Source organism: Fibrobacter sp., from assembly GCA_017503015.1.
Classification (GTDB): Bacteria; Fibrobacterota; Fibrobacteria; order Fibrobacterales; family Fibrobacteraceae; genus Fibrobacter.
The window spans coordinates 64,271-90,587 of the sequence record JAFVTX010000009.1 but is presented as its reverse complement, the minus strand read 5'-3'; the positions used below and the strand labels follow the sequence as shown (position 1 = coordinate 90,587).

The following is a 26,317-nucleotide window of genomic DNA, read 5'->3' as shown; positions in this document are numbered from 1 at the left end:
GCCAGGCCTTGTCCGCCATACGTTCGGCGATAGCTCCCATAATGGGCCGTTTGGTCTTGTCGCGGTCGCCACCGCAGCCGAACACGCAAGAGAGTTTGCCCCTGCAGAGGCTGCGGGCGGTAGAGAGCACGCGCTCTAACGCGTCGGGAGTGTGGGCGTAGTCCACAATCACGTGGCGACCGTTACGGTTCCACACCTTCTCGAAACGTCCGGGCACCCGAATGCCTGCCAGGGCCTTTCGCATGGCCGCCTCCGGCACACCGACAGCCTTCGCCCACGAAAGCACCAGCATCACGTTATCTACGTTAAAGTCCCCGCAAAGGGGCGTCTCGAAAGGCTCGCCGCTAATGGCGGGCAACAACATCTTCAGGCCGTCTTCGGTGTTTTCGACAGGGCCTTCGGGCTTCACATTAGCGCTAACGATTCCAAGACGCGAGACAGCCACCTTGCGGCCCGCTTCAATCTCGGTCAGGGAATCGTATAGTTTCTTTCCGTAGGAATCATCTACGTTAATGACAGCCACACCGTCACTGGCGAGGTAACGGGTAAACAAAAGCTTTTTCGCCTCAAAGTAGGCGTCCATGGTCTTGTGGAAATCCAAGTGGTCCTGGGTCAGGTTGCTGAACAGGCCGCTCCTGTAAAGCACTCCAGCCATGCGTCCCTGATAAAGAGAATGGGACGATGCCTCCATCACCAGGTCGGTGCAGTCCGCCTCTACGGCAGAGGCGGCAAAGGCGTACAGGTCCAAAAGTCCCGGTGTCGTGAGGGTCGCCTGCACGGACTTTTCGCCAATCTTGTTCTTGATGGTCCCCAGCAGAGCCACCTTGTGGCCAGCGGCGCTGAGCATGGCGTCCATCAAGAAGGCGCTGGTGGTCTTGCCGTTGGTTCCCGTCACCGCGTGGGCGGTAAGCTTACTGAATGGATCCTTGTAGAAAATCTTTGCCGCTTCCAGACGGGCCCTGCGCACATCCATCACCTGGATCCACTTGGCGGTCATCTTTTCGGGAGCGGGCATTTCGGCCACCACGGCGACAGCGCCTGCGTCAAGCGCCTTCTGGGCATATTCTTCCGCCCCTTCCGTAGGCATGGAGAAGAACAGGTTCCCCAGTTTCACCCGGCGGGAATCGTCGCAAAGTCCAGTCACTTGGAGGTTCTGCATCAATCCTTCAGAAATCATCAGCCCTTCTCCTTCAGTGTCAGCTTGCAGGTGGCACCTTTTGTAAGTTCCGTCTCGGCCTTGGGGGACTGGGAAACCACCCTCCCCTTGCCTTCAAATTCCACGTTCATGCGGATATTGCCCATCACTTCCAGGGCTTCCTTCAAAGAAAGCCCCACCAGGTTCGGCATCTTGCTTGCCGAGGTTTCGCCAAGATTCAGCACCACCCCGAAAGAATCCAGCACGTCGCTACGCTGGGACACCACACGGCCCCCTTCGCCCTTGAATTCCACCGGGCATCCGTGTTCTGCAGCCATCTTCTTTGCTGCCGCCACCGTCATGCCCATAAAGTCCACGTTGCAGCCGTTCTTGGCAGGCACTCTCGCCAGCTTGTGAGTCAAGGGAGAAATTTCCGGATGGTAATAGATACTTTCCACGATATTGCGGAAAATAGGCCCTGCCGTCACACCGCCGGCGTGGCCGTAGGCCTTGTCGGAGTTGGGGTCATCTACAAGAACCAGGCAAACATAGCGGGCGTTTTCCACGGGGACCATCCCAATGAAAGAGGCCACCTGGAGCTTGCTATCGTACTCGCCCGTCTTCTGGTTGAACTTTTCGGCCGTACCCGTCTTGCCACCAATAATCACGTCGGGAATTTTCCGGCTCCTCACCTGCTTCGCCGTGCCGTCGCTGTCGTTCACCACATGGCTGAGCATGCCGCGAATCTTTGCAGCGGTCACTTCTGAAATCACCCGGCGAACTTCTACCGGCTCGTTCTTTTCCACCACCTCGCCATTGGCATCCCGCCATTCCTTCACAATCATGGGCTCCATCAACTTGCCGCCGTTTGCAATGGTGGAATAGACCATCACCATCTGCATGGGCGTCACCAGCAGGGCGTGGCCGTAGCCCATGGTTTTCAGGGTGCGGTCGTCGCGGGTCAGTTCGTAGGGCTGGTAAAGCTTGCCCGATTCCTCGCCGTAGAAATTCTCCGAAGTCTTCATGCCCAGCCCAAAGTTACGGGCCATGCGGTAAAGCTTGTCCGCCCCCACCTCGTTTGCAATCTTTGCAAACACGATGTTGGAGGACTGCACCATGGCCTGGGTCATGTTCATATCTCCATACACGTGAGAATCCCTGATGGGAGCCGATCTCGGGTTCCAGCTCCAGCTCTTGCCCTCGTTGGCGAACACTTTTTCCGGGTCCACCACATTATTCTCAAGAGCGGCAGCGGCGGTAACCACCTTGAAGGTGGAACCGGGCTCATAAGACATGGAGACAATCTCATTCTTTGCCACACGGCCGATTCCCTGGGTCTTGGAATTGGGATCAAAGGTGGGGTAACTGGCCATGGCCAGGATTTCGCCGGTGTAAGGATCTACCACCACAGCAGAAGCACTGGTGGCGCTGTATTTCGTCACGCCATCCTTCAGGCCCTTTTCCACCAGTTCCTGCATGTTCTTGTCAATCGTCAGCACCAGGTTCTTGCCCGGCACCGCCTCCGCCAAGTTTTCGGAACGGGAATACACTTCACGGCGGTGGGCGTCCTGCACACTCACCCGGAACCCTTCGTTCCCGCTCAGGCGTTCGTCAAACACGCGTTCCACGCCCATGACGCCATGACCGTTAAAGTCCAGCTTGCCAATCACCTGGGAGGCAAGTTTTCCTTGCAAGAACACGCGGCTGTAATCCAGGGCCTTGTTGGCGGTATCCCTGAAGTTGTCCGCCAGAACCACACCGTTCCGGTCCATAATCTGGCCCCGTTCGGCGTAGATGTTCTTGGAACGGGTCACCAGGCTCATGGTCTTCTTCTGGTACACTTCCCGGTTCAGCACCTGGATGTTGAAGGTCTGCAAGGTCAGCACCACCACCAAGGACAGCACTATCCATTTCAAGAATCCGAGCGGTTCAAGAGGGAATCTATTCACCTTTACCCTCCAGAACCATAATCTTCTGCGGGACCTCGTACAGCCCGAGCCCTGCGCTATCGGCAAAGTCGGCCAGGCGTTCCAGCGAAGACATCTGGTTAATCTTCAGTTCCAGCAAGAGCGCGTCGCGCTGCAAGAAGGTCACCTGCCTCTCGAGCATGCGGGACTGGCCGTAAAGGCTGTTCAGGCGGTTCTGCAGGTACAGCGGAAGCATCAGGAGCAGGGCTCCCAAAAGCACAACGCAAAAGACGATTATAAAAATCGACCTGTTGGTTGCCGCCACCTTGAATTTCTCAGTTCCGCTCATACCCTCTCGTAAATCCTAAGCTTCGCAGAGCGAGCCCTGCTGTTCCTTGCAATCTCCTGTTCCGTAGGCAGAATCGGCTTGCGATTCACCTTCTTCAAACGCTGGTGGTTCCCACCGCACACGCACACCGGCAAGTTCTCCGGGCAGATGCAGGCCTTCTCGAACCGAGCCGCAGTTTCCTTCACGCAGCGGTCCTCCACCGAGTGGTAGCTCATCACCACCAGGCGGCCGCCCACCTTCAGGCAATCCACCGCGGCACTCAGGCTATTTTCAATTTCTTTCAGCTCGCCGTTCACTTCCATGCGCACCGCCTGGAAAACACGGGCCAGCAGGCCGTTCACTTCGCGCCGCTTGTCGGGGAACACCGATTCCACAACGGCCTTCACGTCGTTGGGCAAAATCTCGCGGCCCTCGGCCGTAACCGCAGATGCCATCTCCACTAGACGGGAGGCCAGTTTATAGGCGCGGTCCATGTCGGCGTTCTTCCGGAGCACCGCAGCCAGGTCGTCGGCACTCACCGACTTCAGCCATTCCTGGGCAGAGACTCCTTCGCGACGGTCCATGCGCAAATCCAGCGGGTTGTTGCCTACGAAGGTGAACCCGCGGCTGGAATCGTCCACCTGGTGGCTGCTGATTCCCAGATCGTAAAGGATGCCGTCCAGAGTGTTCGGGGCGATTTCGTTCTTCAGTTCACCGAACCGCACCGGATGCACAATAAACTTGCACTTTACACCCGCAAGGCGCCTGGTGGCAAAAGCAACGGCATCCTCATCGCGATCAAAAGCGTGGAGCGTTCCGCTCTCGTTTAGTTTGTTTGCAATTCCGAAGGAATGTCCGCCACCGCCCAGGGTGCAGTCGCCGTATGTGCCGTCCGGCCTGATGCGGAGTCCGTCAAGGCACTCGGCAAGCATCACCGGATCGTGATAAAATTCATTTGTCTGTAATTTGGATTGACGCAGGTCAGCGTTTTGCATCGTCGCCCTCCGTCAAGCTTTCACCATAGAACGCGGCATCGAATGCAGCAACATCTTCGGTTGTCTGCAATCCATACTTGGCATTGAAGCGTTCTGGATTCCATAGTTCGAGAGTCTTACCGCTTGCCTGCACATAAAGGACTTCGCCCTTCAGCTCAGCATACTCCAACAAGGTCTTCGGGAGCAAAATACGGTTTTGACCATCCAATTCCACTACCGTGGGGCAGAGGCCTCTGCGAACTAGGTCAGCTTGACGGCGGTCGGACCTCGAGTCCAGGTCCGCCATGAATTTCTCGTATTCTGGCAAGGTATAAAACCGTAGGGTCCGAGCCGGGCCACGGGTGACCACGAACTTCTCCCCATCGGACGGCACCAGCTGACGACGAAATTCCCTGGGGAAGGAGGACCTTCCCTTTCCGTCGATAGCCGTTTGGGCCTGACCTATGAATAGCGATGAATTCATTCTAGTTTACACACAGATTTGGGTTAATCTACCACAACACAGTACAAATATACCACTTTCTACCACTCCGGCAACAAAAATTATGGATTTCTTACAAAATTCAACCCAAAAAGAACGACCGGACCATCAGGTCCGGCCACTTTATAGTGAACATTCGTATATTACCGCAAGAACTCTGCCGGTCTATTCCGTACGCCCGCACCAGGCTAGTAAACTTTTCCGAATTCGGAAGACCCTTCCAAACCGTTTATTCGACACAGACCATATTTTTTGCTAAAATCGTGACCAATCTCGCCGCAGCATTTCTGTAGCCGTACAGAAAGACTTGACAGAGCCTTTGTACGCCATGCCCCATTGGGCCCTTAAATTTCGATAGTTTCTTCGTCGCTTTTGATAAATGCCTTGAGGCGTTCGATGGTGCGGTCAAAGTCGTTCTTGATGGAACATTCCCACACTGTGGCGACGCGGTAACCCGAGAGCGAAAGTTTCCAGTTCGTCTTGATGTCGCGAACGATATTGTTCGTGAATTTCTCGTTCCAGAATTCAGGATTGCTCTTGGGCTTGCTTGTAAACTTGCAGCCGTGCTGGTGCCAAAAACAGCCGTTTATGAAGACCACCACGCCGTACTTGAGAATGAATAAATCTGGAGAGCCGGGCAAATCACGACGGTGCAGTCTATATCGCAGTCCCACCTTAAAAAGCTCCCGCCGCACAAGTAGTTCGGGCTGCGTATCTTCCGAATGCACCGCCTGCATCATTTGCGAGCGGTTCATGGGAGCACGTTTCCTTGGACGGCGCTTTTTCATATTCAAATCGGGCTATTTTTCCCAGCGACGATATATGTTCGCAAGAATTGCGCCGGAGATGTTATGCCATACGGAGAATATAGCGCCGGGAACAGTCGCCATGGCAAGCAACGAGAACGAAGTCGCCGCAAGGCTTGTGGCAAGACCGGAGTTCTGCATGCCGATTTCGATGGAAAGCGCCTTCGTCTTGGGTGTCGAGAATTTCAGCAGCTTCCCGAGGCCAAAGCCGCAGCCGTAGCCGAGCAGGTTGTGGAGAATCACCACGGCAAACACGATGGCACCCGTAGAGAGAATCTTTGCGGCGTTGTGCGAGACGACCGCCGCCACAATCATCGCGATGGCAATCACCGAGATGAGCGGCAAGACCTTCACGGCACGGGCAGTCCATTTACCGAAAAACTTGTTGATGACAAACCCGAGGGCAATCGGCACGATGACTACCTTCACGATGGAAAGGAACATTGCCAGCACGTCCACGCTCACGGTGGTGCGCAGGAGCAGGTACGTAATCGCCGGAGTCAGCACGGGTGCGAGCAACGTATTCACGCTGGTCATGCCCACGGAAAGCGCCACGTCGCCTTTCGAAAGATAAGTAATCACGTTGCTGGACGTCCCGCCGGGGCACGTGCCTACGAGAACCACGCCCGCCATGAGGGCGGCATCCAGCCCGAAAACCTTAGAGAGCAAGAACGCAAGTGCAGGCATTATAATAAACTGCGCCGCACACCCGATAGTGATTTCCTTCGGCCGTGCAAATACAAGCGCAAAATCGCTTAACTTGAGTGTGAGCCCCATGCCGAACATCACAATCATCAGCAGGTAATTCACCCAGCTGATTTCAATCCAGAACGTAGATTTGGGCAGGAGCAGCGAGAGCGCCGCGATAGCCAAAATGATAACCGCCATCCACTTGCCCACAAATTCGCTAATTTTTTCCAAGATATGCATTTTCCCGTTTCCTTACGGATAAAAATTGCTTTTCACAAATATAAGAAAAAGACCGCAGCGTTTTATTGCTACGGTCTTAAATAGCTTTGGACCCTATCGCGTCCTATGGACGCTCCAGGGTGACAAATGCGGGTCTGGATCCTTCGACTTCGGGCTACGCCCTTCGCTCAGGATGACACGCTTACGCTAGGAGATCCCCACCTTGGTGGCCATGCGCACTAAGCACTTCCCCAAAGAGGATAACTCTACTATGGCAACAAGTTGCCAAGTATCGTATAAAAGTGCTTAGTGCTGTCCGCCCGCCTTCGCGGGGATGACATTCAAGCCTTAGATCTCTTCAATGCTTGCGTGGTATTCCTGCAGGCTCTTCACGGCACCATGTCCGTTCCTTGCGGCGGCGATGCCCTTCACGGTGTTGTAGGCACCGGCGAGGGTCGTGATATAAGGAACCTTGTACTTGACGCTTCTCCCCAAAGGGGATAACTCAACTAAGCCACTGAAGTGGCAAGTTTCGTATAGCGTCCGTGGCTGCACTCGGTCATAGAAAAATAGCGCTAGCGCAAGCATTTTTCTGCGACGCTCGTTTTGCACACTTTTGATGGCGGCCTTACGGATAGCGCTTTGGAGCCTACGGCTCCCAAATGCGGGGTTCAGAAATAGGCCTGCAAGCAGTCCTGCTTCACTCGCCCTTAGCATTTGCACATAGTGCAATACTTGTAGCTCGGCCATATCGAAATGTATACTTTTCGGTGCGGCTCTCGCTTACTTCGTATTTGTCGTCCTTGATTACAATCGAGCTTCTGGAAAACGCCGCAAGCCGAATGTCGCGACAGGCCGCTTGCGGACTGGCATGACTGAGGCGAGGATGTTTCTACAACTCCTTGCCGATTTCGATGGCCTGTCGGAGAGGTTCACCTTATCAGAAAGGCTGATGAGCACGGCGCCTTCGTTCGGGAGAAAGGAACCTGCGGCTTCCTGGCTCTTGTAGTAGGCCAGGGCGTAGTCGTCGGAGAGGCCGAGGACTTCGATTATGAAGACCGTTCAGCTCACGCCTCACTCCCACCTAAAGGTCGCCATGCCCACATAAGCACTAAAGTGCTAAGTGGTCAAAGGTCGCCTACGGCTCACAGGCCTGTTACAAACCTTGGAGACCAGAGGCACCGTGCGGGAAAATTCTTCTTTGGGCGTTCCCGCACATATATGTGCGGTCGGGCTATATTTTAGGGGCGATTACCTTCGCTTCGCTCGTTACTCGCCTCCTAAAACGAAGCCTTGCTCCCGAAAACATCAAGACGAAACTGTCCGCAAGTCTTCGCCCCAAGGGGTCACTATCCCTAACGCAATTGAAGAATAGTGCTTTTTTGTTCATTTCTCTATTGACTTTCTATTGGAAATTATGTATATTATTAGCGAGCTGGTCGAAAGACCCAGGTTCAACCTAACTAGGCGGGCAAACTGTCCGCCATTTTTGTTTGGAGAATTTGATGAGTTGCCTGAGTATTTTTGTGGATGAGAGTGGGGATTTCGGCCCTTACGATTCAAAATCCCCATATTACATCGTGACACTCGTCATCCACGACCAGTCAAAAGATATTAGCTCTCAGGTTCAAGCTTTAAACGACAAGGTCCAGTCGCTTGGATTCGGCAACGATTTTGTCATTCACACAGCACCACTTATTCGCAGGGAAGAAATCTTCGTCAACGAGCCACCAAACAAAAGAAGGTCTCTTTTTATAAGCCTGTTTTTCTTCGTCCTGAAATCTCCAATTTCCTACAAGACTTTTGTTTTCGAAAAGCGACAAGGCGAAACGACTTTGGCTTTGGAAGGTCGTATGGCTCGCGAAATGTCTCTGTTCATCCGGCAAAACCTAGCCTTCTTTCAAAATTTTGAGGATGTTGTCCTTTATTATGACAACGGCCAACACGAGTTGAACAGAATTTTGAATTACATCCTTTCAACAGAACTATCCTCTTATACACTCCGAAAAGTGCTTCCCAAGGATTATAAGTTATTCCAAGTTGCCGACTTGATTTGTACCTTACAGCTTCTCAGTCTAAAATGCGAAAGCGGAGAACTTTCCAAATCAGAGCAACTTATATTCCACAGTAAGCGAGACCTAAGGAAGACTTTCTTAGGTCCAATACAAAAGAAACGATTTTAGAATTTTTCATAAACATCTCTTTGGTCTAGTCCTTCAAACATCTCACTGATGCGTATGAATTTTTGTACTTCCAATCAACATCCAGCAAAAAATCACCAGCATATTGTTGAAAGGTGAACAGGGCGGCTTTAGGCGCATATTCACAACTATGGCGACCTCTTTTCACTTTGTCCTGACAAGACGTATTTTCATCCGCAAGCCACATAGCAAAATGGTCACCAGCACAGCCTTCACTGCAGCATGTACTTTTCCCTGTATTAAAATCTGTTAGTATTTGTCCAGGAACACATTTATCAAGTTCTCTATCCTTGCCTGTTCCTGAAGAACGAATGCTCAAGCCAAAAGAATTTACATATTCTCCGAAATCGCCTGCCCAAAAATCTGGTTCAATAAACGCGAGCCCATAATTATTCATTACACCCAGAATAAATCGACTTCGCCCTCCATCGTAAGGGAAAAAGAGTCCTTCTATTTCATTTTTAAGATAATCTAAATTTGAATCTTGCCACTTTCCCGCATACCTATAAATCTGAACTTCAACAAAAACCAGCAAATCTTTCAATTCAGTTACCGTTGGAATGTGCCACCCAGTCGGGCAAATTCCTTGATGTTTTTTTGAGATGGGCCTACCCTCTGTTCGTAATTCCATATCATAATTTTCTTTCGCCTCCGGTTGTATCGCCATAGCTGAATTCCAAGTATATAGGCGTCCAAAATCTTCACAACCAGCACAAATATTAGATCCATATCTCGAGGAATTCTTATAATTCAAATTTTCAGCCAACCAAACTTGCTTTCCAATCTTGACTGTTTTATAGTTTTTTCCCTCGTACGTAATCATTCCCGGCTTTCCCTTAAGCAACGCCTCATTCCCCTTGCCGGTTTCCGACTGAGCAAAGCAGCCAATCGAAATAATCAGGACACAAGTAATTATATTTGACATCTTCATATTTCACCTCCAACGTAGTTGTTAATTCTCTGTTTATCATACTCCTCATCCTTTAAGACTTTCAGTGCGAATTGTTTGTCAAACAGATTCTGATAATTTTTATACTCATCCTCCTTAACAGAGCACATTTTATTATGAAAAATATGACACCCCTTCATCGTAGTTGAATCTAAGGGACAATCTAGTTCAGCGGCAAATTCGTATTTTTGCGTGAGGAACATGTATTGTTTCAAGCAAACATTTATAACCTTCTGTGCCTGTCCATAGGACACCCCGTATTTCTCAGATAAATTTTTTATTCCCTTTCGTATTTTGACGTTGGACAATGTTTTGTCGTCCATTTCTTTTATCAAGGCTAGGCAGGTTTTTACAAGGGCCTTGCGAAATCCTGATTTAGGCTCATTTGAATTTTTAGAAATAGATCTATCCAATTGGGATGCTCTGTTGAACTCAATGATGAAAAGCTGGAGTTCTAGAAGTCTCATTTCCTCTAGTTTGGATTTTAATTTATTTGCCAACATAAACAGAATCTCCTTTTAATGAGAAAGGCAACTCAGCCATAAACTTACAAATAAGGTTGCCAATTGGCAACCTAAAAATTACCAAACAATCAATTTTTTTTCCTATTTGTGATTAAAACGAAGAACGAAGAAGCCAAACGGCAACCGCTAGTCGAGGCTAATCTGAAAAAATCAAAGGTTCAATAGAAAGTCAGTTGCCATACGGCAACTATTCTGCATAGTCTATTCGCTAGCTTTGTAAATCATGCTAGACCCCGAAGTGACCATAAAGCACATTCGCGAAAACATCCGCCAAAAGATACTGGATGCGGGCTATGCAACTATTGAAAAGTTCGCCTACGAAAATGGTCTTACTAAATCAACCATTACCCGTGCCATAAACGGCTCTAGAAACCCTCGGCTCATAACGCTTATTGAAATTGCAAACGGATTGGATATAAATCTTTCCGAATTACTAGACCTTCATCAAATAGAGCATAATCAAGGAAAAAAAAGCAAAACATCAAACCATAAAAAATAAGTTTTACATTTGAAAAATGCCGCAGCCATTATGGTTGCGGCAATTTTGATTTTAGCGCGGGTGTGCGGGGCAAGCCCGGGCTTACGGGCGCGGCGTATGAGCACCCGTTAGAAGGGGTGGAGAGCAACGGAGTGCGAACCAGGGGAAGGCTTTCCCCTTTATACAAAAAAAGGACTGCATCGCTGCAGTCCTTTGAATGTTTTTGACAAGAGATCCCCGCCTTCGCGGGGATGACATCCTACAAACTACACCTCTTCGATGCTTGCGTGGTATTCCTGCAGCGACTTCACAGCACCATGGCCGTTACGAGCGGCGGCGATGCCCTTGACGGTGTTGTAGGCACCGGCGAGGGTCGTGATGTAGGGAACCTTGTACTTGATGGCGGCCTTGCGGATGGCGCTTTCGTCCTTGATGGCGTCGCGCTTTGCCCACGGCGTGTTGATGATGAGGTTCACCTGCTTGTTCAAGATGATGTCGAGGACGTTCGGGCGGCCTTCAGCGATCTTGTTCACCACTTCGCACTTCACGCCGGCCTTCTCGTAGAACTTGGCGGTGCCTTCGGTAGCGTAAATCTTGAAGCCGAGCTTCTGGAATTCCTTGCCGATTTCGATGGCCTGTTCAGACAAGTTAACCTTATCGGACAAGCTAATCAGCACGGCACCTTCGTTCGGGAGGAAGGAACCAGCGGCTTCCTGGCTCTTGTAGTAAGCGAGGGCGTAGTCGTCGGAGAGGCCGAGAACTTCGCCGGTGGAGCGCATTTCGGGGCCGAGAACCGGGTCCACCTTCGGGAACTTGTCGAAGGGGAACACGGCTTCCTTGGCGCCGTGGTGGTTGAACTTCTTGTCCTTGAGCTTCAGGTCTTCGAGCTTCGCGCCGAGCATGAGGCGGGTCGCGAGGCGGGCCATCTGGGTGTTGCAAACCTTGGAGACCAGAGGCACCGTGCGGCTTGCACGCGGGTTCGCTTCGAGGACGAACACCTTGCCGTCTTCGATAGCGTACTGCATGTTCATGAGGCCGCACACGTGGAGGGCTTCTGCAATCTTCCTGGTGTAATCCTTGATGGTTGCCAAGTTTTCCTTGGTGATGGTCACCGGCGGGATGATGCAGGCGGAGTCACCGGAGTGGACACCGGCAAGTTCCACGTGTTCCATCACGGACGGGATGTAAACGTGTTCGCCGTCGGAGAGGGCGTCGGCTTCGCATTCGAGAGCGTTGTGGAGGAAGCGGTCGATGAGGAGCGGACGGTCCGGGGTCACGCCCACGGCCTTCGCCACGTATTCGCGGAGCATGTTCTCGTCGTAGATGACTTCCATGCCGCGGCCGCCAAGCACGAAGCTCGGGCGGATCATCACCGGGTAGCCGCCGATCTGCTTGACGCAAGCGAGGGCTTCGTCGATGTTCGTGGCCATGCCGCTTTCCGGCATCGGGATGCCGAGCTGGTCCATCATCTTGCGGAACAAGTCGCGGTCTTCGGCGATGTCGATGGAGTCGATGCTCGTACCGAGAATCTTCACACCTTCGTCGGAGAGGGCGCGGGCGATGTTCAGCGGAGTCTGACCACCGAACTGCACGATCACGCCAGCCGGCTTTTCCTTGTGGTAAATCTGGAGAACGTCTTCCAAAGAAACCGGTTCGAAGTAGAGCTTGTCGGAAGTATCGTAGTCGGTAGAAACCGTTTCGGGGTTGCAGTTCACCATGATGGTTTCGTAACCCATTTCGCGGAGGGCCATTGCAGCGTGGCAGCAGCAGTAGTCGAATTCGATGCCCTGGCCGATTCTGTTCGGGCCACCGCCGAGAATCATAATCTTCTTCGGGTTGGTGGAAGCGGTAGATTCGTCCTTGCAGTTGTAGGTGCTGTAGTAGTAGTACTGGTCCTTCACGCCGCTCACCGGCACTGCGCACCAGCCTTCGACCACGCCGAGTTCCGTACGCTTCTTGCGCACGTCCTTTTCGCGGATGCCGAGAATCTTGGCGATGTACTTGTCGCTGAAGCCGTCCTTCTTGGCCTTGATGAGGAGTTCATCGGCAGGCAGGCGGCCCGGAGTCTTGAGCATTTCTTCTTCGAGTTCCACGAGTTCGCGCATCTGCTGCACGAAGTAGGCCTTTTCATAGGTGGCAGCGAAGATTTCTTCGTCGGTTGCGCCCTTACGGATGGCTTCGTACATCTGGAAGTGGCGTTCGGAGCTCGGGGTCTTGAGCATTTCGAGGAGTTCTTCCTTGCTCTTCTTGTTGAAGTCCTTGGCAAAGCCGAGGCCGGAACGACCGTTTTCGAGGCCGCGGATAGCCTTCTGGAGGGTTTCCTTGTAGGTCTTGCCGATAGCCATGACTTCGCCCACAGCCTTCATCTGGGTGCCGAGGCAGTCATCGACGCCGCGGAACTTTTCGAATGCCCAGCGGGCGAACTTGAGCACAACGTAGTCACCGCTCGGGGTGTACTTTTCGAGGCTTCCGTCGCGCCAGTACGGAATCTGGTCGAGGGTAAGGCCTGCGGCGAGCTTTGCAGAAATGAGGGCGATCGGGAAGCCGGTAGCCTTGGAAGCAAGGGCGGAGGAGCGGCTGGTACGCGGGTTGATTTCGATAATCACCACGCGGCCGGTCTTCGGGTCGTGAGCGAACTGCACGTTGGTACCGCCAATCACGCCGATGGATTCCACAATCTTGAAGGCCTTTTCCTTCAATTCTTCTTCGAGCTTCTTGTCGATGGTGAGGAACGGGGCGGCACAGAAGGAGTCGCCGGTATGCACGCCCACCGGGTCGATGTTTTCGATGAAGCAGATGGCAATCATCTGGTTCTTGGAATCGCGCACGACTTCGACTTCCAGCTCTTCCCAACCGAGGATGGATTCTTCGATGAGGCACTGGTGCGTCATGGAGAGTTCAAGACCGTTAGAGCAAATGGTGCGGAGTTCTTCCACGTTGTAGCAGAAACCGCCGCCTGCACCGCCCATGGTGTATGCCGGGCGAACCACCACCGGGTAGCCGATTTCTGCAACGATCTTTTCGGCTTCTTCCACAGAGTGGCAAATGCCGGAGCGCGGGGTGTCGATGCCGAGCTTCTGCATGGTTTCCTTGAAGATTTCACGGTCTTCGCCGCGTTCGATAGCGTCGAGGTTCACACCGATGACCTTCACGCCGTACTTGTCCAGCACGCCAGCCTTGCTGAGTGCTGAGGCGAGGTTCAGGCCGGTCTGGCCGCCCAAGTTCGGGAGGAGGGCCTGCGGGCGTTCCTTTTCGATAATCTGGGTGAGGCGGGCGACGTTCAGCGGTTCGATGTAAGTGGCATCGGCCATGACCGGGTCGGTCATGATGGTAGCCGGGTTGGAGTTCACGAGCACAATCTTGTAACCCTGTTCGCGCAGGGCCTTGCAAGCCTGGGTGCCGGAATAGTCGAATTCGCAAGCCTGACCGATCACGATCGGGCCAGAACCGATGATAAGGACTTTGTCGATGCCTTCAATCTTCATTTTTTATCTCCGTTATTGCTAATTAATTTTTAAACTCTGGTGTTTTAGTGCTCGTGGACCCTATCGCTACGCTCCAGGGTGACGTAGGGGTGAGCGTCGCTTTGACGCTGGGTAAAAAAAATGCCGAACCAAATGGTTCAGCAAAATCAAAATCAGAAAACGGAAAAACTTTAACTGCATCGGAACCGTGTGTTCCGCAAGGTGCCTTTGCCTTATTGACCTTATGCAAAATCATCTTAATCAGTCAAAGTTCATTCAGTTCAAACTTGCGCAAATATAGCCAAAAAATGTAAAAAAGGCAATATGTTTTCACAAAAAAATGTCCCTTGCAGCAAGGAACATTTAACTAATTGATCAGCAAAGAGTTACGGAATCAACTTTGTTTTTCTACTCAAGCACGGAAGGTTCTTGTTCCTCCGGTTCCGTATTCTGCTGATCATCTTCATTCTGCTGGCATTCCGGCAAGTTCGGGTCATCGGTGCAATTGTCCTTTGCCTCGCTTGTCGAAGAACTTCCGCAAGCCCCGATGAAAATAGAAGCGACCAACATCGCACCGACAAATATTTTATTCATAAAAACCTTCCTTTTCTTCAACCCATAATATAAATAAACTTCCCCGCGATATTTAAGCGTATCCAAAACAACAGGCCCGTTTAGAGGCACATACAAACTTACATCTTTTAGGTACAAAAAAAAAGCTACCCCGAAGGGCAGCCTTTTTTAGACCTCAAAAGATCGATTACTTCTTGGCCTTGGACTTAGCAGCGTCAGCCTTGAGGGCAGCACCGGCCTTGAAGCCAACAGTCTTGGAAGCCTTGATCTTGATGGTAGCGCCAGTCTGCGGATTGCGACCGGTGCGAGCAGCGCGGCTCTTCACAGCGAAGGTGCCGAAGCCGATCAGCTGGACATTGCCGTCCTTCTTGATACCGGCGGCGATACCGTCGAGAACGGCATCAACAGCGCGGCCAGCGGCAGCCTTGGATTCAAAACCAGCTTCCTTGTTAGCGAGGATGGCTTCAATGAGATCTTGTTTGTTCATTTTTTAACTCCTGAGTTAGGTTTAAGAAAGTTATGCGTATATTATACCTTTTTTTTTGACAAATGGGGAACTTTTTTCAAAAAAAATTTTTTTTTCTTGATTTTCCCCAACCCCCATAAATCAAGCCTCGGGGGGCGGTTCGGGCGAATCAAGGTCTTCGTCATACCTGTTCTTGGGGAGCTTCTGCAAGTACACCAAGCACAGACAAGTGAACGGGATAGCGACAAGTAACCCTAAGAAGCCCAACAACTTACCCCATATCGACAAGGACAAAAGAATGCCCACGGGAGGCAGATTCATGGAGCCTCCGACAATGTGAGGAACCAGGAAAAAGTCCTGAATGACCTGTACAACAAGGTAAATGGAGCAAATAATCAAGGCCACTTCCCAGAAGGGCATGCCCGTATTCAGGGCGTGAACCACGGCCAAAACAAGGGCCAGCGGGATGGTGGTGAGCTGTAAATAGGGAATCATGTTGAGGGCGCCGGAAAAAAGCCCGAAGGCAACCCCCATGGGAAGCCCCATTATTCCGAACCCTATAGCATAGAGAGTACCCACCGTCAAGGCCACTAGGGACTGGGCGCGGAAATAGGTTCCCATAAAGCGGTCTGTTTCTTTCGCGAAGGATATAGCATTGTCCTGAAACCGTTCAGGAACCAGGCTGTACAAGCCCCGACGGAGCTTGGGCATATCCAGCATGATAAACACCAGATACATGAATATCACTGCTGCACCGGAGAACCACAAAACGATTGTTCCCGTGTAGGAGAGAACACCCCAGGCTCCCGGAAGAACCTTGCCAGCGATATTCTGCACTTCTCTCCAGAAATCCAGGTGCTGCATGGAAGCGGACAACTGCTCCCAAGAAATCAAGGACTGGATGGTTTCGTACAATCCGCCGGGCATCAACTTTTCAATCCGTGCCGCCCATTCCGAATCGTTGAACACCTTGGCGATAAGAACGCCCAGGTTCTGCACTTCACCAATCACCAAGGGAATAAACAGGCGAAGAGCGCCCGCAATGGCAAGCCCAGCCACCAATAACACGATTATGACGGCGATAATACGGTGCTTGACCTTCTTTTGCAAGCGGTTTACTATGGGATCTACGATATAGGCGATGAGAAACGCCGCAAAGAACGGAAACAGGACGCCCCTCAGGTAATAGATCAGCAACATCCCGACCGTAAACAGGACCAGGATCTTGAGAAAATGCATGACCTTGTCCAAGTTCCAATGCTTAATCATTCTTCCTCCTGTATTCCAGCGGCGAAAGCCTGTAGACCTTACGGAAATTCCGCTCTAGACGAGAGGCCTTCTTCTCCCCCACTTCAAGAGCGATTTCGGCCAGGGACTTGTCCGTAGTCTTCAAAAGACGAGCGACCTTCTCCATTTGTTGTTTCTGGGCGGCTCTGTCTTCTGGCTTACGGAAAGCCCTGTAAATAAAACATACAAAGAGTATGGCCAGCAGTCCAAGGACAAAGAACATTCCCTTCTTAAAATCGCGGTTTTCGCCCCAAAGCCGCAGGGACTTGACCTGGATAGCGTCGGGAATTCCCCGCAGGGTGCCTCGGCCGTTATAAACCTCGAGAAGCATGGCCCTATATAAATAAGTAAGACCATCGTCTTTTTCCAGCCCCATGCCGGCAAGCCACCATTCCGCCGTCTTGAAATCAGCGATAGCGACCTTGGCCACCCCGAAACTTCGATCTGCCGGAGCCTGGGTTTCCAGAGGGCGGTAACTCATGTACAGTCCCTTCTGCGAATACTGAGGGTCGTCTGTGAGAATGCGTAGACCAATAGAATTCATCCGCACGGTGGAAACTTCCACCTCCAGGGAATCAAACCTGGACAGGTCCATGTAGCCTGCGGGCCTTCCGTTTTGGGACATCAGGTTGAATCCGAACCCGGCAAAAGGGAACGCCTTGCCGCTCCGGATATTCACCACTGCATCCACGAGGGAATCGCTTACCGTCACTTCGGAGGTGGAAAAGCCCATGGCCTCGTGGTCTGTCAGGGTGTAGATTTCGAAAGTCCTTGACGGGAACAACTCCAGGGCGTTACTTTTGAACTGCGTAAAGAAAAGCCCCCACAAGGCGAAGGCTACGGCAAAGAATATTAAACCGAGTATCTTATTTCTGTTCTTCATCTTCTCTTTCGGTTTCGTCCATGACCTGGTGCCGTCTGCCGACGGCTATAATGGTCAGCACCACAAAAATAGCGAGCACGATTCCGAAACTGAAACTGCTCATGCCGATGGCCTTGATGCCGTGAATCTTGAGCGAAAATGACTTGCCACGGGCCTGGTTCCAGCCGGGGGCGATTTCTAGCCGTGCAGCGGTTTCCATGTGAGTGTGCTTGTTGCCCGATTCCGTCTTCACATCTTCGTACCAGAAATCCGGCGTGTAGAGCTGGTCTATGGGAATGGCGACGCGGTTACGGCCTTTCTGCAGGGGCAGTTCTTTCATCAGCAGCCTGAACGTCTTAGCCTTTTTGATGTCGGTAATGTCCGGGTCGTAGGTCCAGAGTTTCACCAAGACCTCTTGGGTCCCCTGGACTTCCATGTCAAAAATCAGGGAATCTACAAGGGACCAGTTGCGGTAAAGTTTGGCGCTGTCCGGATCAAAGTTCCAGAGAAGCCCGCACCAGGCGGCAAGGGTGGTGTCTTCTCCAAGGGTGCAGCGGAAAGAAAGGGCGTCGCCTTCTTTCCCGAATTCAATCCTGGACATTCCTCCGTCGGCCTGATCATCGTAGGCAAGCAAGGTCACGCCCTTTTCAAGAGGGAATACCGCCTCTTCGAAGGTGACCTTGGGGAGCAGCAAGTAAGCCAGCAGGACCGCTGCCGCTATAGCCGAAAGGATGATATAGGTCTTTTTCATGCTACTCGAAGAATTTTTTCAGGTGGATGTTGTACGGAATGGCATCCAAAGGATCTTCATCGGGTTGTTTTTCACCGAATAATTTAGAAACAAGTGAATCGATAGCGCGGATAAAAAAGAAATGGTGCTTGCCACTAGAGGCCGGTTTCTGGAAAGGCGAGTCGATGGTCCGCTTGAGAATGCGCAGGACCATGGAAGGCGGCAAATGGAACATCTTGCAGCAGGTGGTCACCTTGCCCTCGTAGCCGTAGTCGGGAATCTTGCCATCTACCAGCGGCTCGCCGTGGTCGATGCAACAGGCGCCTGTCATGTCCGGGTCCGCCACGTTCTTTGCAAGCAGGGCGTTGTACCAGAGTTCGCGGGACTTGTCCGGCAGGTCTCCTCGAAGGGCCGTGGTCTGGTCACAGGGGAAAAACGCCGAAAAGCACTTGGGGCACATGCGCAGGTCCAGATGACCGATTTTCATCTGGGCGACTTCGGATTTGCAAAACGGGCAGGTACTCATGGAGAGGAATATAGATAAAATTAGTTACTAGCTCTAAGTTACTAGTTATTAGAGGCTCTCAAAAAGACACTTCTTGTATTTTAATTTCACTAGTAACTAGTAACTGCACCGAAGGTGCGTGTAACTATTAACTAAATTTAGCATATGGCTAAAGTAGTTCAAATTACCGCTGAAAATTTTGAAACAGAGGTGGCTCAGGCCTCCGAAAACCGCGCCGTCGCCGTACTTTTCTCCTCGGCAGAATACCCCGACTGCGCCCCCTATTCCCAGCTGCTGGGGACTCTTTCTACCAGCATGGACTTTACGCTGGGTGTCGTGAGCTGTGACGAACGGGAAAATATGCAGCTCATCCAGGCTTTCCGGGTGCGGTCCGTGCCTGAAGTCCATATTGTAGACAAAGGCCAGATTGCCGATGTCATCCAGGGGGTACTCCCCGAAGCGGACCTGAAGAAGCGTCTCGAAAAGTTCTTCGTGAGTGACGAGGCCCGTTTCCAGATGGCCCTGGAAGACGCCATCGCCCAGAAGAATTTTGACCAGGCGCTCCCGATGCTGGACGAAGCCCTCGCCAAGACCCCCGACGACAAGAAGTTGCAGCTCCTGTGGGCCAAGGCAAGCCTCGGCATGGGTGATACTGAAAAGGCGAAGGAAGTTCTTGCCAAGTTCACCGAAGCCGACGACCAGTACCGGGAGGCGAAATCTCTGCTGGAGCTGCTGGACTTTCATGCCGAAGCCGCCAAGAAGGACGTTACGGGCAAGGAAGCCGTCGTCTATCACGAGGCCTGCAAGCTGGCCTGCGCCGAAGACTTTGAAAGCGCCCTGCAGGCATTTCTTAATTTGTTCGTAGAATCCCCTGAATGGAACGACGGGGCCGCCAAGAAGGCCATGCTCACCCTCTTTGGCGTCCTGGGCCCCAAGCACGAACTCACCTGGAAATACCGTGCCAAACTGAACACCATGATGTTTATTTAATTATGAATTCGGAGTTCGGATTTCGGAGTTCGGAATTAAGATTAATTTGGAATTCATAGCTCGGGTTTCGGAGTTCGGATTTCGGAATTAAGATTAATTTGGAACTCATAGCTCGGATTTCGGACTTATTATCTGGAATAAAAATCCGAAATCTGAAATCATAATTCCGAATTATCTATATTTCCCCCCGTATTTTATTGTACAGTAAAAACCAGGGATTTATCCCATAGGAAGACACAAATGAAAAAGATCAAGTTCCAGGACACCTCGTTCCGCGATGGTTTCCAGTCTATTTTCGGTGCCCGTGTTTTCGCCAAGGACTTTATGCCCGCGGTGGAAGCTGCCGTGAAGGCCGGCATCACCCACTTTGAAGCTGGTGGTGGCGCCCGTTTCCAGGCCCTGTACCAGAACTGCGGCGAAGACGCTTTCGACATGATGGACGAGTTCCGCCGCGTTGTCGGCCCGAACATCCGCCTGCAGACCCTTGCCCGCGGTATCAACGTGGTGGCCCTCGCTCCGCAGCCGCGCGACATGATCAAGCTCCATGCCGACATGTTCAAGAAGCACGGCATGACCCGCATCCGTAACTTTGACGCCCTCAACGACGTGAACAACCTCATCTACTCCGGCAAGTGCATCACCGACGCCGGTCTGGAACACGAAGTCGTCGTGACCATGATGGAACTTCCTCCGGGATGCGACCTCAACGCCGCCCACAACCCGGAATTCTACGAACGCATCCTCCGCAACATCTTGGACGCAGGCGTTCCGTTCGCTTCCGTTTGCTTCAAGGACGCTTCCGGTACCACGAACCCGACCAAGGTTTATGAAACCTTCAAGCGCGCCCGTAAGCTCCTCGGCGACAAGGTGGAACTCCGCATCCACAGCCATGACACCTGCGGTACCGGTGTGGCCCAGTACAAGGCCGCTATCGAAGGTGGCGCCGACGGTGTGGACCTCGGCCGCAAGCCCCTTTCCGGCGGTACGGCTCAGCCCGACCTGTTCTCCATGTTCCACGCCCTCAAGGGTACGGACTACAAGCTCGCCCTCGGTGAAGACAGCATCGTCGATGACCACATTCCGGAACTCATGGAAGCCAACAACGTGGCCGTCGAATGCCTCAAGGACTACAACTTCCCGCCTGAAGCCCGTCAGATTACCACCGACGTGATCTTCAGCCCCATGCCGGGTGGCGCTCTTACCGCCAACACCCTCATGATGCGTGAAACCAAGACCTTCCACCTGTTCCCGAAGGTTATCGAGAACATGAGTGAATGCGTCCGCCGCGGTGGCTTTGCTTCTTCCGTGACGCCGGTTTCCCAGTTCTACTTCCAGCAGGCTTACATGAACACCCTGAACCAGGCCGCAGGCCGCGGTACTTGGTTCAAGATGACCGAAGGCTACGGCAAGATGCTCCTCGGCTACCAGGGCAAGACTCCTTGCGAACCGGATCCGGAACTCGTGAAGATCGCTGCCGACCAGTTCAACATGAAGCCGTTCAAGGAAGCCTATCCGGGCGTCCAGTGCGCAGAAGAAATTCTCGAACCGGGCATTCCGAAGGCCAAGGCCCTCCTCGAAGAAAATGGTCTGCCGGTTACCGACGAAACCATCTTCATCACGGGCTGCCTCCAGACGAAGGCTGGCAACAAGGGTATCGAATTCCTCAAGGGCAACCGCCACATTGGCGTTCCCAAGAAGGACCCGAACGCGGCACCCGCCGTGGACACCAAGAACATGAAGGCCGGTGCCGCAAGCACCTACCGCATCGCTCTTGGCAACCAGAGCTGGGACGTGCAGGTTCAGACACTCAGCAAGTAATGGCAGCATAACGTCGCGGACCAGTTTCGCGACGGCCTAAACCAAATTAAAGCAGATATGAAAAGTCCCGGAAGAAATTCCGGGACTTTTTTTGCATATGGACAAAAAAACAATATCGGCGAACAGTCGCTTGAGCTAGAAGGAGAAGGTCTTACCCAGACTTATGGAGAACAGCTCCTGCGTCGAGGTGGACACGCCGCCGTGGAACCCTGACGGATGGTAATAGACAAGGCCCATGGACATAGCCGACCCTACGCCGCTGACCAAAGAACCTTCTTCAGACAAATCGTCGGAAAAGACCATTCTGGTCTCGTTCTTGATGACTCCGTAACGAGCATTTTTTCCAAGATTGAAACCATACCAAATTCCTATCATGGGGAAAATTTCGGAGCTTTCTGCAGGGCTATCTATGACTCCGCTTTCCGCAAGTTCCTTACGTTTGTCTTCGTAGTCGCCGTTGGACTGGGACAGCATAACGCCACCGCCAAAACCGAACTGAACGAATCCTACGTTAAAATCCAGCCCGAGCATCGCCTGTTCTTGCAAGGACCAGAACGAATAGGAATCTCCGCCTTCTTTGGAGTTCATCCATTCGCGGTATTTGTCCCAGCAGGGTTTGTCATTACAGTCGAACTTCAGGGAACCGCCGTTTCCTGCGAACGCGGCCTGCACAAAGAACACGTCCAAGAAACGGTACTGTGCAAAGAGGTCACCACCTACGGAATGAACCTCGTCCACATTTTGGCCTATTCCGTAAGGAGTCCCGAACAAGTCTACACCCACGGTAAAATTCTTCTGTTGCTCTCCGGACCATCTCGGTTCATGATAGACCGGCATAGGGTTAGACCCCATAGTCTGCATAAAAGGCTTATTGCAGCCAGCAAGCAGACAAAACACAACTGATAAAAACAAAAGTGTGAACAATTTATTTTTCATATTTCTTCCTTCTTGAAAGCAGCATCCCCGATTCACGGGGATACTGCTTTTTGAGGTTTCGAAGATATTATTTTATTTAGACTATGTCAACCAAATTATTCCAAAGTTATAGAGCGGACAATGCATTTTTCTTTTGCCCTCATCGCTTGCAATCCCAGCCGGGAAGCGGAAAGGGAGCCCTTGGGGGTAATGTCTGTGTTGATCAAATCCGCCAATGGTAATTTTTTCACAACAAAGCCATTTTGCAAACTACCGTTACCTATATTCACATTTTTCTTGGACTTGGCATCAAAGAAAATAGATGTGTTCTGGCAGGTTCCAGGCCAATAAACCACATTCAGATTCTTGTAGGCGTCCATAGAATAATTCTTTTTCAAGTCAAAATGGGCTCCATCTAGACTGGACTTGAAATCAATGGAAATTCCAGAGCCCAAGCCGTCGGAATAATCCTTGACAGCAACGGTGTCTGACCAGGGAACCACCTTGTAAGAGGTATTCGGATAGATTTTGGCCGACGGGATAGCCGCAGGTACTTCTTCCAGGTTGTTGGCGTTAATGAGCAGACGGGGATTACGCAGGGTGACAAGACCGCCATTGGAATTCAGCACCAGACGGAACCAGCGGAAGTTCTTTAGGGCTCCTGCCGTAGCGGGCATCTGCCAGCGGACGGTGTGGAACAGCCCGTCTTGGGGTATGTTCAATTCCGCAAACTGAACTTGGGAGCCTCCATCTTTACGGCTTGTCAACAGCAGTTCTGCTTTCATCCAGTTGCTCTTTGGATTCTGAACTTTTACCTCCACCTCAAAAATGCTTGATGCGGGAACATCCAGGCCGTTGTCGACCGTCATGACCTTTTTCCAGCCAGCCGGAAGCACGAATGCGACCTGGCTAGAACGTTCTGTTGCTGCCGTATTATAGTCATAACGCACATACCCAAAGGACTTGCTCTGGAGAATCCCGCCGTTCTTGATGACGGCAGGCATCTTGCCCTGATCCATGCAAGACGTATTCGGCGAGAAGAAGCCCCCCAGTTTCGGGTTACGGAATTGTCCTGTCGCCTGACTGTAATCCGCCTTGGCCACTTCGCAAAGCACGCGCCAGATATCCACCTGCATACCGGCAAGGACTTTCTTGTCAATAGAGCCATCGTCCTTTGCCGGAGACTCGATATGCCTACCGCTCATAGATTCCGCATAGCGCGGGTGGGTCGGATCCACGGCATAGATAGCCTTGGCCGAGCTTCTTGAACCGGGTGTTTCGAAGGACACTCCCGAAGTTCCCTGGCTGTGGGCACAGCCCTTGCGAATGGCCAGGTCTCCATCGCATTTCAGGTCCATAGCGCTCACCGTAGGGATAAAGGTGCTGCTGGCCTGATAAAGCGTGTCGTCGTTCCAGTAAGATTTCATAGGAAGGCTTGCAACTGAAAGTCCTCCAACCTTGACCTTCTTGTCCCAATTTTTGGGCATTGCCTCTTCCATGCCTTCCCGTAGGGACTCATAAAGGGTTTTTGCAAACGGGTACGTACTCCCCTGGACAAAATCGAAGTCCGTTGAGCCCTTCTTCGAGACCTCGTCCACATCGGTATTGAATTCATATTTGCGGTTTCGGGCATATTCTCCCGATTCTGTCGTTGAGTAAGCCAGCACGCTTGTAGCTCGGCCCATCACCTTGGACAACAATTCCGTCCGGCGTTCCAGAGCATAGTACTTATTCTTATGGGCTGGATCCTTGCCCTTCAGCTGTCCCTGGGCCACAAGCACCGTAGGGAATCCCTTATACTCGGCGGCCTTGCGGTAGTCTCCAAAAAGGAACCTGTCGGTACCAGTCCTGGGCTTGTACGTTGTATTTCCCGCCTCCGTATCGTAAATGAGCAAGTCTCTTGCACCCGGAGAAGAAATCAGGTCGTAAAAGGCCTCTGCCGCACCGACTTCCGCCTCGTTGGCCCAAAAATCGATGGAAGCTACCAGACCCCTGGGCATTACCGCACCCTGATGGGGCGAATCTAAAGAAGCAAAGAAACGAACGGGAGCAGTTTCCGCCTTATTGCGTGTGGTGTCATACAGATAGGAACCATAGCGTCCGATAATCCCGCCCTGGCTAATGCCCAAGATTACAAAACCGTCCTGTTTGCCGTTCGGAAACGGGATTGTCCTGTTCCCACTCAGATAATTCAACAGGCTTGCAAGGGACTCACTGTTCTGTTGCAGCGAACGGATTACGGTTTCCGAAAACTGAACAAGCACCGGCGTGTAGCCCAGAGACTTGAGCATTTCGGGAATGCCGAACTCCTCCGTTTCGCGATGCAACTGGGAAAGAGTCCTTTTTTCGTCGGTACTCAGGTGTATCCCGTCGATGATAAAGAAGGGTCGTTCCAGATAAAAACCGAACTGAGCAGAAGCGAGTTCCGGCGGATCGATAAAACGGAGACGAACCTGAGGCATTTTTGCAGATACCGAAGAACCGATCTTGTCAAAACAATCGTTCGAAAAGAAGCTGTTCTTGGAAAGGCACGACCGATTACCCTGATCCGCATAAAACAAATCTATGGTCTTGGCGCAAAGTACCCCCGCAAGGGAGAGGACTGCGGCAAACATCAATTTCAAGCAATTCATTACTTCACCTCCACGAATAACTTTTGTTCAAAGGTTTGATTATCGGAATGAATCTTCACAAGTATTTTCTGGAGCCCTGCGGACCCGAATTCCAGAATGCCGTCGGAACCCGGTTTCAGTTCCAGGCACTTGTTTTCGGCACAAATTTCCAGCATGGGAAGCTTTCCGCTGGGAGCTATTGCGAAATAAGGATCGTAGGCAACGCGAACCCTGGACACGGAAACCTGCGGAGACGAAAGCCCTACCAAGGACAAGCGGTAATCCTCTATTTCGCGCTTGGTGCAGGAACTATCTCCACAATAGGCCACCCCATAGTCCACATTGGCCACCAGTAACGGCAACACCGTGTAGTCGCTCATGGCGGCAAGTTCGCCAGCTTCGTCAAACAGCCTCTTGGAATTGGGGATTACGCCTTCAACGAGGCTACCCTTTTCTACCAGGAACATACTGTTGAACCAACCTCGCCAAGAATCTTTGGCGGTCAGGCTTTCCGCATCCTTGAATCCCAGAATACGCATCTGGCTTTCTTCGGGAATCACGAACTTCGCCTGGGTTGAGGCTTTCAAGGACTCCTTTTCGCTAGCGCTATAACGGGACTTTACAGGTCGCTCATACACGTCCTCGAAAAGCCCTTCCCGCACAGGCGATGCAGGGTCTACATTTACAAAGGGGTACGGCTCGATTTCAGCCGGAGCCTCCTCCCCTGCCGCAGTTGACGCCGAAACAGCGGTTTCCTGGACACAGGTCAAGGCCACATCGTCTATAAACAAGGTGGTATACTGGTTGGCCGGCACGTTGAACAGGCCTATTCCAATCTTGTCCACCTCTACCGTAGACCCCTCCAGCAAAGCCGACACGGGAATTTCCAGGGTTTGGGTCTTGCCCGCCTCTAGCGTGTGGAACGAGATTTTCCCGTTGCCGCCCACGCCCGAAAGCCACACCCCGAAATTTCCCGCCTGGGTAGAACGGACCTTCAATTTCAAGGCACCGCCCTGTACCGTGACGGGCAGGGCGTCAAAAATCAGGGAACCGGTCCAATCCCCACGATAGTTCCGCATGCCCGAAAGACGGATGTAAGGGAATTTCATGTTGTCAAAATCGCCCCAGTTGGCAGACCATTCAGGAGCTTCCGGGAAAGACCGGGTGGACTCTTCCATAAAGCCCTTGGATTGGCCGTTTTCGTACAAGACAAGGTTCTTGCATGTTCCTGCAAATGCAGTCGAGGAGAGCAAGGCTCCTCCGAGGGCCACAAGGCCCCATATCCTACTCTTCATAGGATTCCTCCAAAAGAGAATCATCTGGAAAAGACGGAATGGAGCCCGTCACGAAGACTATCAAACAAAAAGGCACACTCCCCGAAG

25 protein-coding genes are annotated in these 26,317 nt (G+C 52.0%); 5 read left to right on the top strand and 20 right to left on the bottom strand.

The window, feature by feature from the left end; all coding sequences use genetic code 11:
- The 8 genes from IKB43_02235 to IKB43_02200 all read right to left on the bottom strand — a co-directional run.
- On the bottom strand, positions 1 to 1,177 hold a 1,177-nt coding region (locus IKB43_02235), incomplete at its 3' end, for a UDP-N-acetylmuramoyl-L-alanyl-D-glutamate--2,6-diaminopimelate ligase (GenBank protein MBR2468963.1).
- On the bottom strand, positions 1,177 to 3,084 hold the full coding sequence (locus IKB43_02230) for a transpeptidase family protein (GenBank protein MBR2468962.1): 1,908 nt from the start codon (positions 3,082 to 3,084) through the stop codon (positions 1,177 to 1,179). The genes IKB43_02235 and IKB43_02230, both read right to left, overlap by 1 nt.
- Positions 3,077 to 3,391 (bottom strand): hypothetical protein, encoded by a 315-nt coding sequence (locus IKB43_02225; protein ID MBR2468961.1) that lies wholly within the window; start codon positions 3,389 to 3,391, stop codon positions 3,077 to 3,079. Before IKB43_02225 ends, IKB43_02230 begins: the two co-directional genes overlap by 8 nt.
- On the bottom strand, positions 3,388 to 4,365 hold the full coding sequence (gene rsmH / locus IKB43_02220) for a 16S rRNA (cytosine(1402)-N(4))-methyltransferase RsmH (GenBank protein MBR2468960.1): 978 nt from the start codon (positions 4,363 to 4,365) through the stop codon (positions 3,388 to 3,390). Before rsmH ends, IKB43_02225 begins: the two co-directional genes overlap by 4 nt.
- The gene (locus IKB43_02215; protein ID MBR2468959.1) at positions 4,352 to 4,828 is read right to left on the bottom strand and encodes an MraZ family transcriptional regulator; all 477 of its coding nucleotides are present in this window, start codon (positions 4,826 to 4,828) and stop codon (positions 4,352 to 4,354) included. Before IKB43_02215 ends, rsmH begins: the two co-directional genes overlap by 14 nt.
- 362 nt (positions 4,829 to 5,190) lie before the next feature.
- The gene (gene vsr / locus IKB43_02210; GenBank protein ID MBR2468958.1) at positions 5,191 to 5,634 is read right to left on the bottom strand and encodes a DNA mismatch endonuclease Vsr; all 444 of its coding nucleotides are present in this window, start codon (positions 5,632 to 5,634) and stop codon (positions 5,191 to 5,193) included.
- 12 nt (positions 5,635 to 5,646) lie between these two features.
- Positions 5,647 to 6,582 (bottom strand): bile acid:sodium symporter family protein, encoded by a 936-nt coding sequence (locus tag IKB43_02205; protein ID MBR2468957.1) that lies wholly within the window; start codon positions 6,580 to 6,582, stop codon positions 5,647 to 5,649.
- Positions 6,583 to 6,909: 327 nt separating this feature from the next.
- Positions 6,910 to 7,056 carry a hypothetical protein gene (locus IKB43_02200; protein ID MBR2468956.1) on the bottom strand — a complete coding sequence of 49 codons (147 nt, stop codon included), beginning with the start codon at positions 7,054 to 7,056 and terminating at the stop codon, positions 6,910 to 6,912.
- Between the two features lie 1,010 nt (positions 7,057 to 8,066).
- On the opposite strand from IKB43_02200, the gene IKB43_02195 reads away from it, so the two are divergent.
- Complete coding sequence (locus IKB43_02195; protein MBR2468955.1) at positions 8,067 to 8,744, top strand: DUF3800 domain-containing protein; 678 nt, start codon at positions 8,067 to 8,069, stop codon at positions 8,742 to 8,744.
- 25 nt (positions 8,745 to 8,769) lie between these two features.
- Here the strand turns inward: IKB43_02195 and IKB43_02190 are convergent, their stop codons facing one another.
- Together IKB43_02190 and IKB43_02185 are read right to left on the bottom strand one after the other, a co-directional pair.
- Positions 8,770 to 9,693, bottom strand: coding sequence for a hypothetical protein (locus IKB43_02190; GenBank protein ID MBR2468954.1), 924 nt, complete (start codon positions 9,691 to 9,693; stop codon positions 8,770 to 8,772).
- On the bottom strand, positions 9,690 to 10,214 hold the full coding sequence (locus tag IKB43_02185) for a hypothetical protein (protein MBR2468953.1): 525 nt from the start codon (positions 10,212 to 10,214) through the stop codon (positions 9,690 to 9,692). The genes IKB43_02190 and IKB43_02185 overlap by 4 nt, the downstream gene beginning before the upstream one ends.
- Positions 10,215 to 10,458: 244 nt before the next feature.
- On the opposite strand from IKB43_02185, the gene IKB43_02180 reads away from it, so the two are divergent.
- A complete protein-coding gene (locus IKB43_02180) occupies positions 10,459 to 10,734 on the top strand; it encodes a helix-turn-helix transcriptional regulator (GenBank protein MBR2468952.1) in 276 nt (91 codons plus the stop codon).
- Positions 10,735 to 10,979: 245 nt separating this feature from the next.
- Here the strand turns inward: IKB43_02180 and carB are convergent, their stop codons facing one another.
- Positions 10,980 to 14,198 (bottom strand): carbamoyl-phosphate synthase large subunit, encoded by a 3,219-nt coding sequence (gene carB / locus IKB43_02175; protein MBR2468951.1) that lies wholly within the window; start codon positions 14,196 to 14,198, stop codon positions 10,980 to 10,982.
- A gap of 101 nt (positions 14,199 to 14,299) precedes the next feature.
- Here carB and IKB43_02170 point away from each other — a divergent pair, with 101 nt between their 5' ends.
- On the top strand, positions 14,300 to 14,491 hold the full coding sequence (locus tag IKB43_02170) for a hypothetical protein (protein MBR2468950.1): 192 nt from the start codon (positions 14,300 to 14,302) through the stop codon (positions 14,489 to 14,491).
- Between the two features lie 94 nt (positions 14,492 to 14,585).
- Here the strand turns inward: IKB43_02170 and IKB43_02165 are convergent, their stop codons facing one another.
- From IKB43_02165 to IKB43_02140, 6 genes are all read right to left on the bottom strand, one after another.
- Positions 14,586 to 14,771 (bottom strand): hypothetical protein, encoded by a 186-nt coding sequence (locus tag IKB43_02165; protein MBR2468949.1) that lies wholly within the window; start codon positions 14,769 to 14,771, stop codon positions 14,586 to 14,588.
- A gap of 166 nt (positions 14,772 to 14,937) precedes the next feature.
- On the bottom strand, positions 14,938 to 15,237 hold the full coding sequence (locus IKB43_02160) for an HU family DNA-binding protein (protein MBR2468948.1): 300 nt from the start codon (positions 15,235 to 15,237) through the stop codon (positions 14,938 to 14,940).
- 120 nt (positions 15,238 to 15,357) lie between these two features.
- Entirely contained in the window at positions 15,358 to 16,485 is a 1,128-nt protein-coding gene (locus tag IKB43_02155) for an AI-2E family transporter (protein MBR2468947.1), read from the bottom strand.
- On the bottom strand, positions 16,478 to 17,386 hold the full coding sequence (locus tag IKB43_02150; GenBank protein MBR2468946.1) for a helix-turn-helix domain-containing protein: 909 nt from the start codon (positions 17,384 to 17,386) through the stop codon (positions 16,478 to 16,480). The genes IKB43_02155 and IKB43_02150 overlap by 8 nt, the downstream gene beginning before the upstream one ends.
- The gene (locus IKB43_02145; protein MBR2468945.1) at positions 17,370 to 18,116 is read right to left on the bottom strand and encodes a hypothetical protein; all 747 of its coding nucleotides are present in this window, start codon (positions 18,114 to 18,116) and stop codon (positions 17,370 to 17,372) included. Before IKB43_02145 ends, IKB43_02150 begins: the two co-directional genes overlap by 17 nt.
- A 1-nt stretch (position 18,117) precedes the next feature.
- A complete protein-coding gene (locus IKB43_02140; protein MBR2468944.1) occupies positions 18,118 to 18,621 on the bottom strand; it encodes a hypothetical protein in 504 nt (167 codons plus the stop codon).
- A gap of 144 nt (positions 18,622 to 18,765) precedes the next feature.
- Here IKB43_02140 and IKB43_02135 point away from each other — a divergent pair, with 144 nt between their 5' ends.
- Positions 18,766 to 19,590 (top strand): tetratricopeptide repeat protein, encoded by an 825-nt coding sequence (locus tag IKB43_02135; protein MBR2468943.1) that lies wholly within the window; start codon positions 18,766 to 18,768, stop codon positions 19,588 to 19,590.
- A gap of 240 nt (positions 19,591 to 19,830) precedes the next feature.
- Positions 19,831 to 21,408, top strand: a complete 1,578-nt coding sequence (locus tag IKB43_02130) for a biotin attachment protein (protein MBR2468942.1) — start codon at positions 19,831 to 19,833, stop codon at positions 21,406 to 21,408.
- Between the two features lie 135 nt (positions 21,409 to 21,543).
- Here the strand turns inward: IKB43_02130 and IKB43_02125 are convergent, their stop codons facing one another.
- The 3 genes from IKB43_02125 to IKB43_02115 form a co-directional block, all read right to left on the bottom strand.
- Positions 21,544 to 22,245 carry a hypothetical protein gene (locus tag IKB43_02125; protein ID MBR2468941.1) on the bottom strand — a complete coding sequence of 234 codons (702 nt, stop codon included), beginning with the start codon at positions 22,243 to 22,245 and terminating at the stop codon, positions 21,544 to 21,546.
- Between the two features lie 194 nt (positions 22,246 to 22,439).
- Positions 22,440 to 24,956: a hypothetical protein gene (locus tag IKB43_02120; protein MBR2468940.1), complete on the bottom strand. Its 2,517-nt coding sequence runs from the start codon at positions 24,954 to 24,956 to the stop codon at positions 22,440 to 22,442.
- Positions 24,956 to 26,230, bottom strand: coding sequence for a hypothetical protein (locus IKB43_02115; protein ID MBR2468939.1), 1,275 nt, complete (start codon positions 26,228 to 26,230; stop codon positions 24,956 to 24,958). Before IKB43_02115 ends, IKB43_02120 begins: the two co-directional genes overlap by 1 nt.
- Between the last annotated feature and the right edge of the window lie 87 nt (positions 26,231 to 26,317).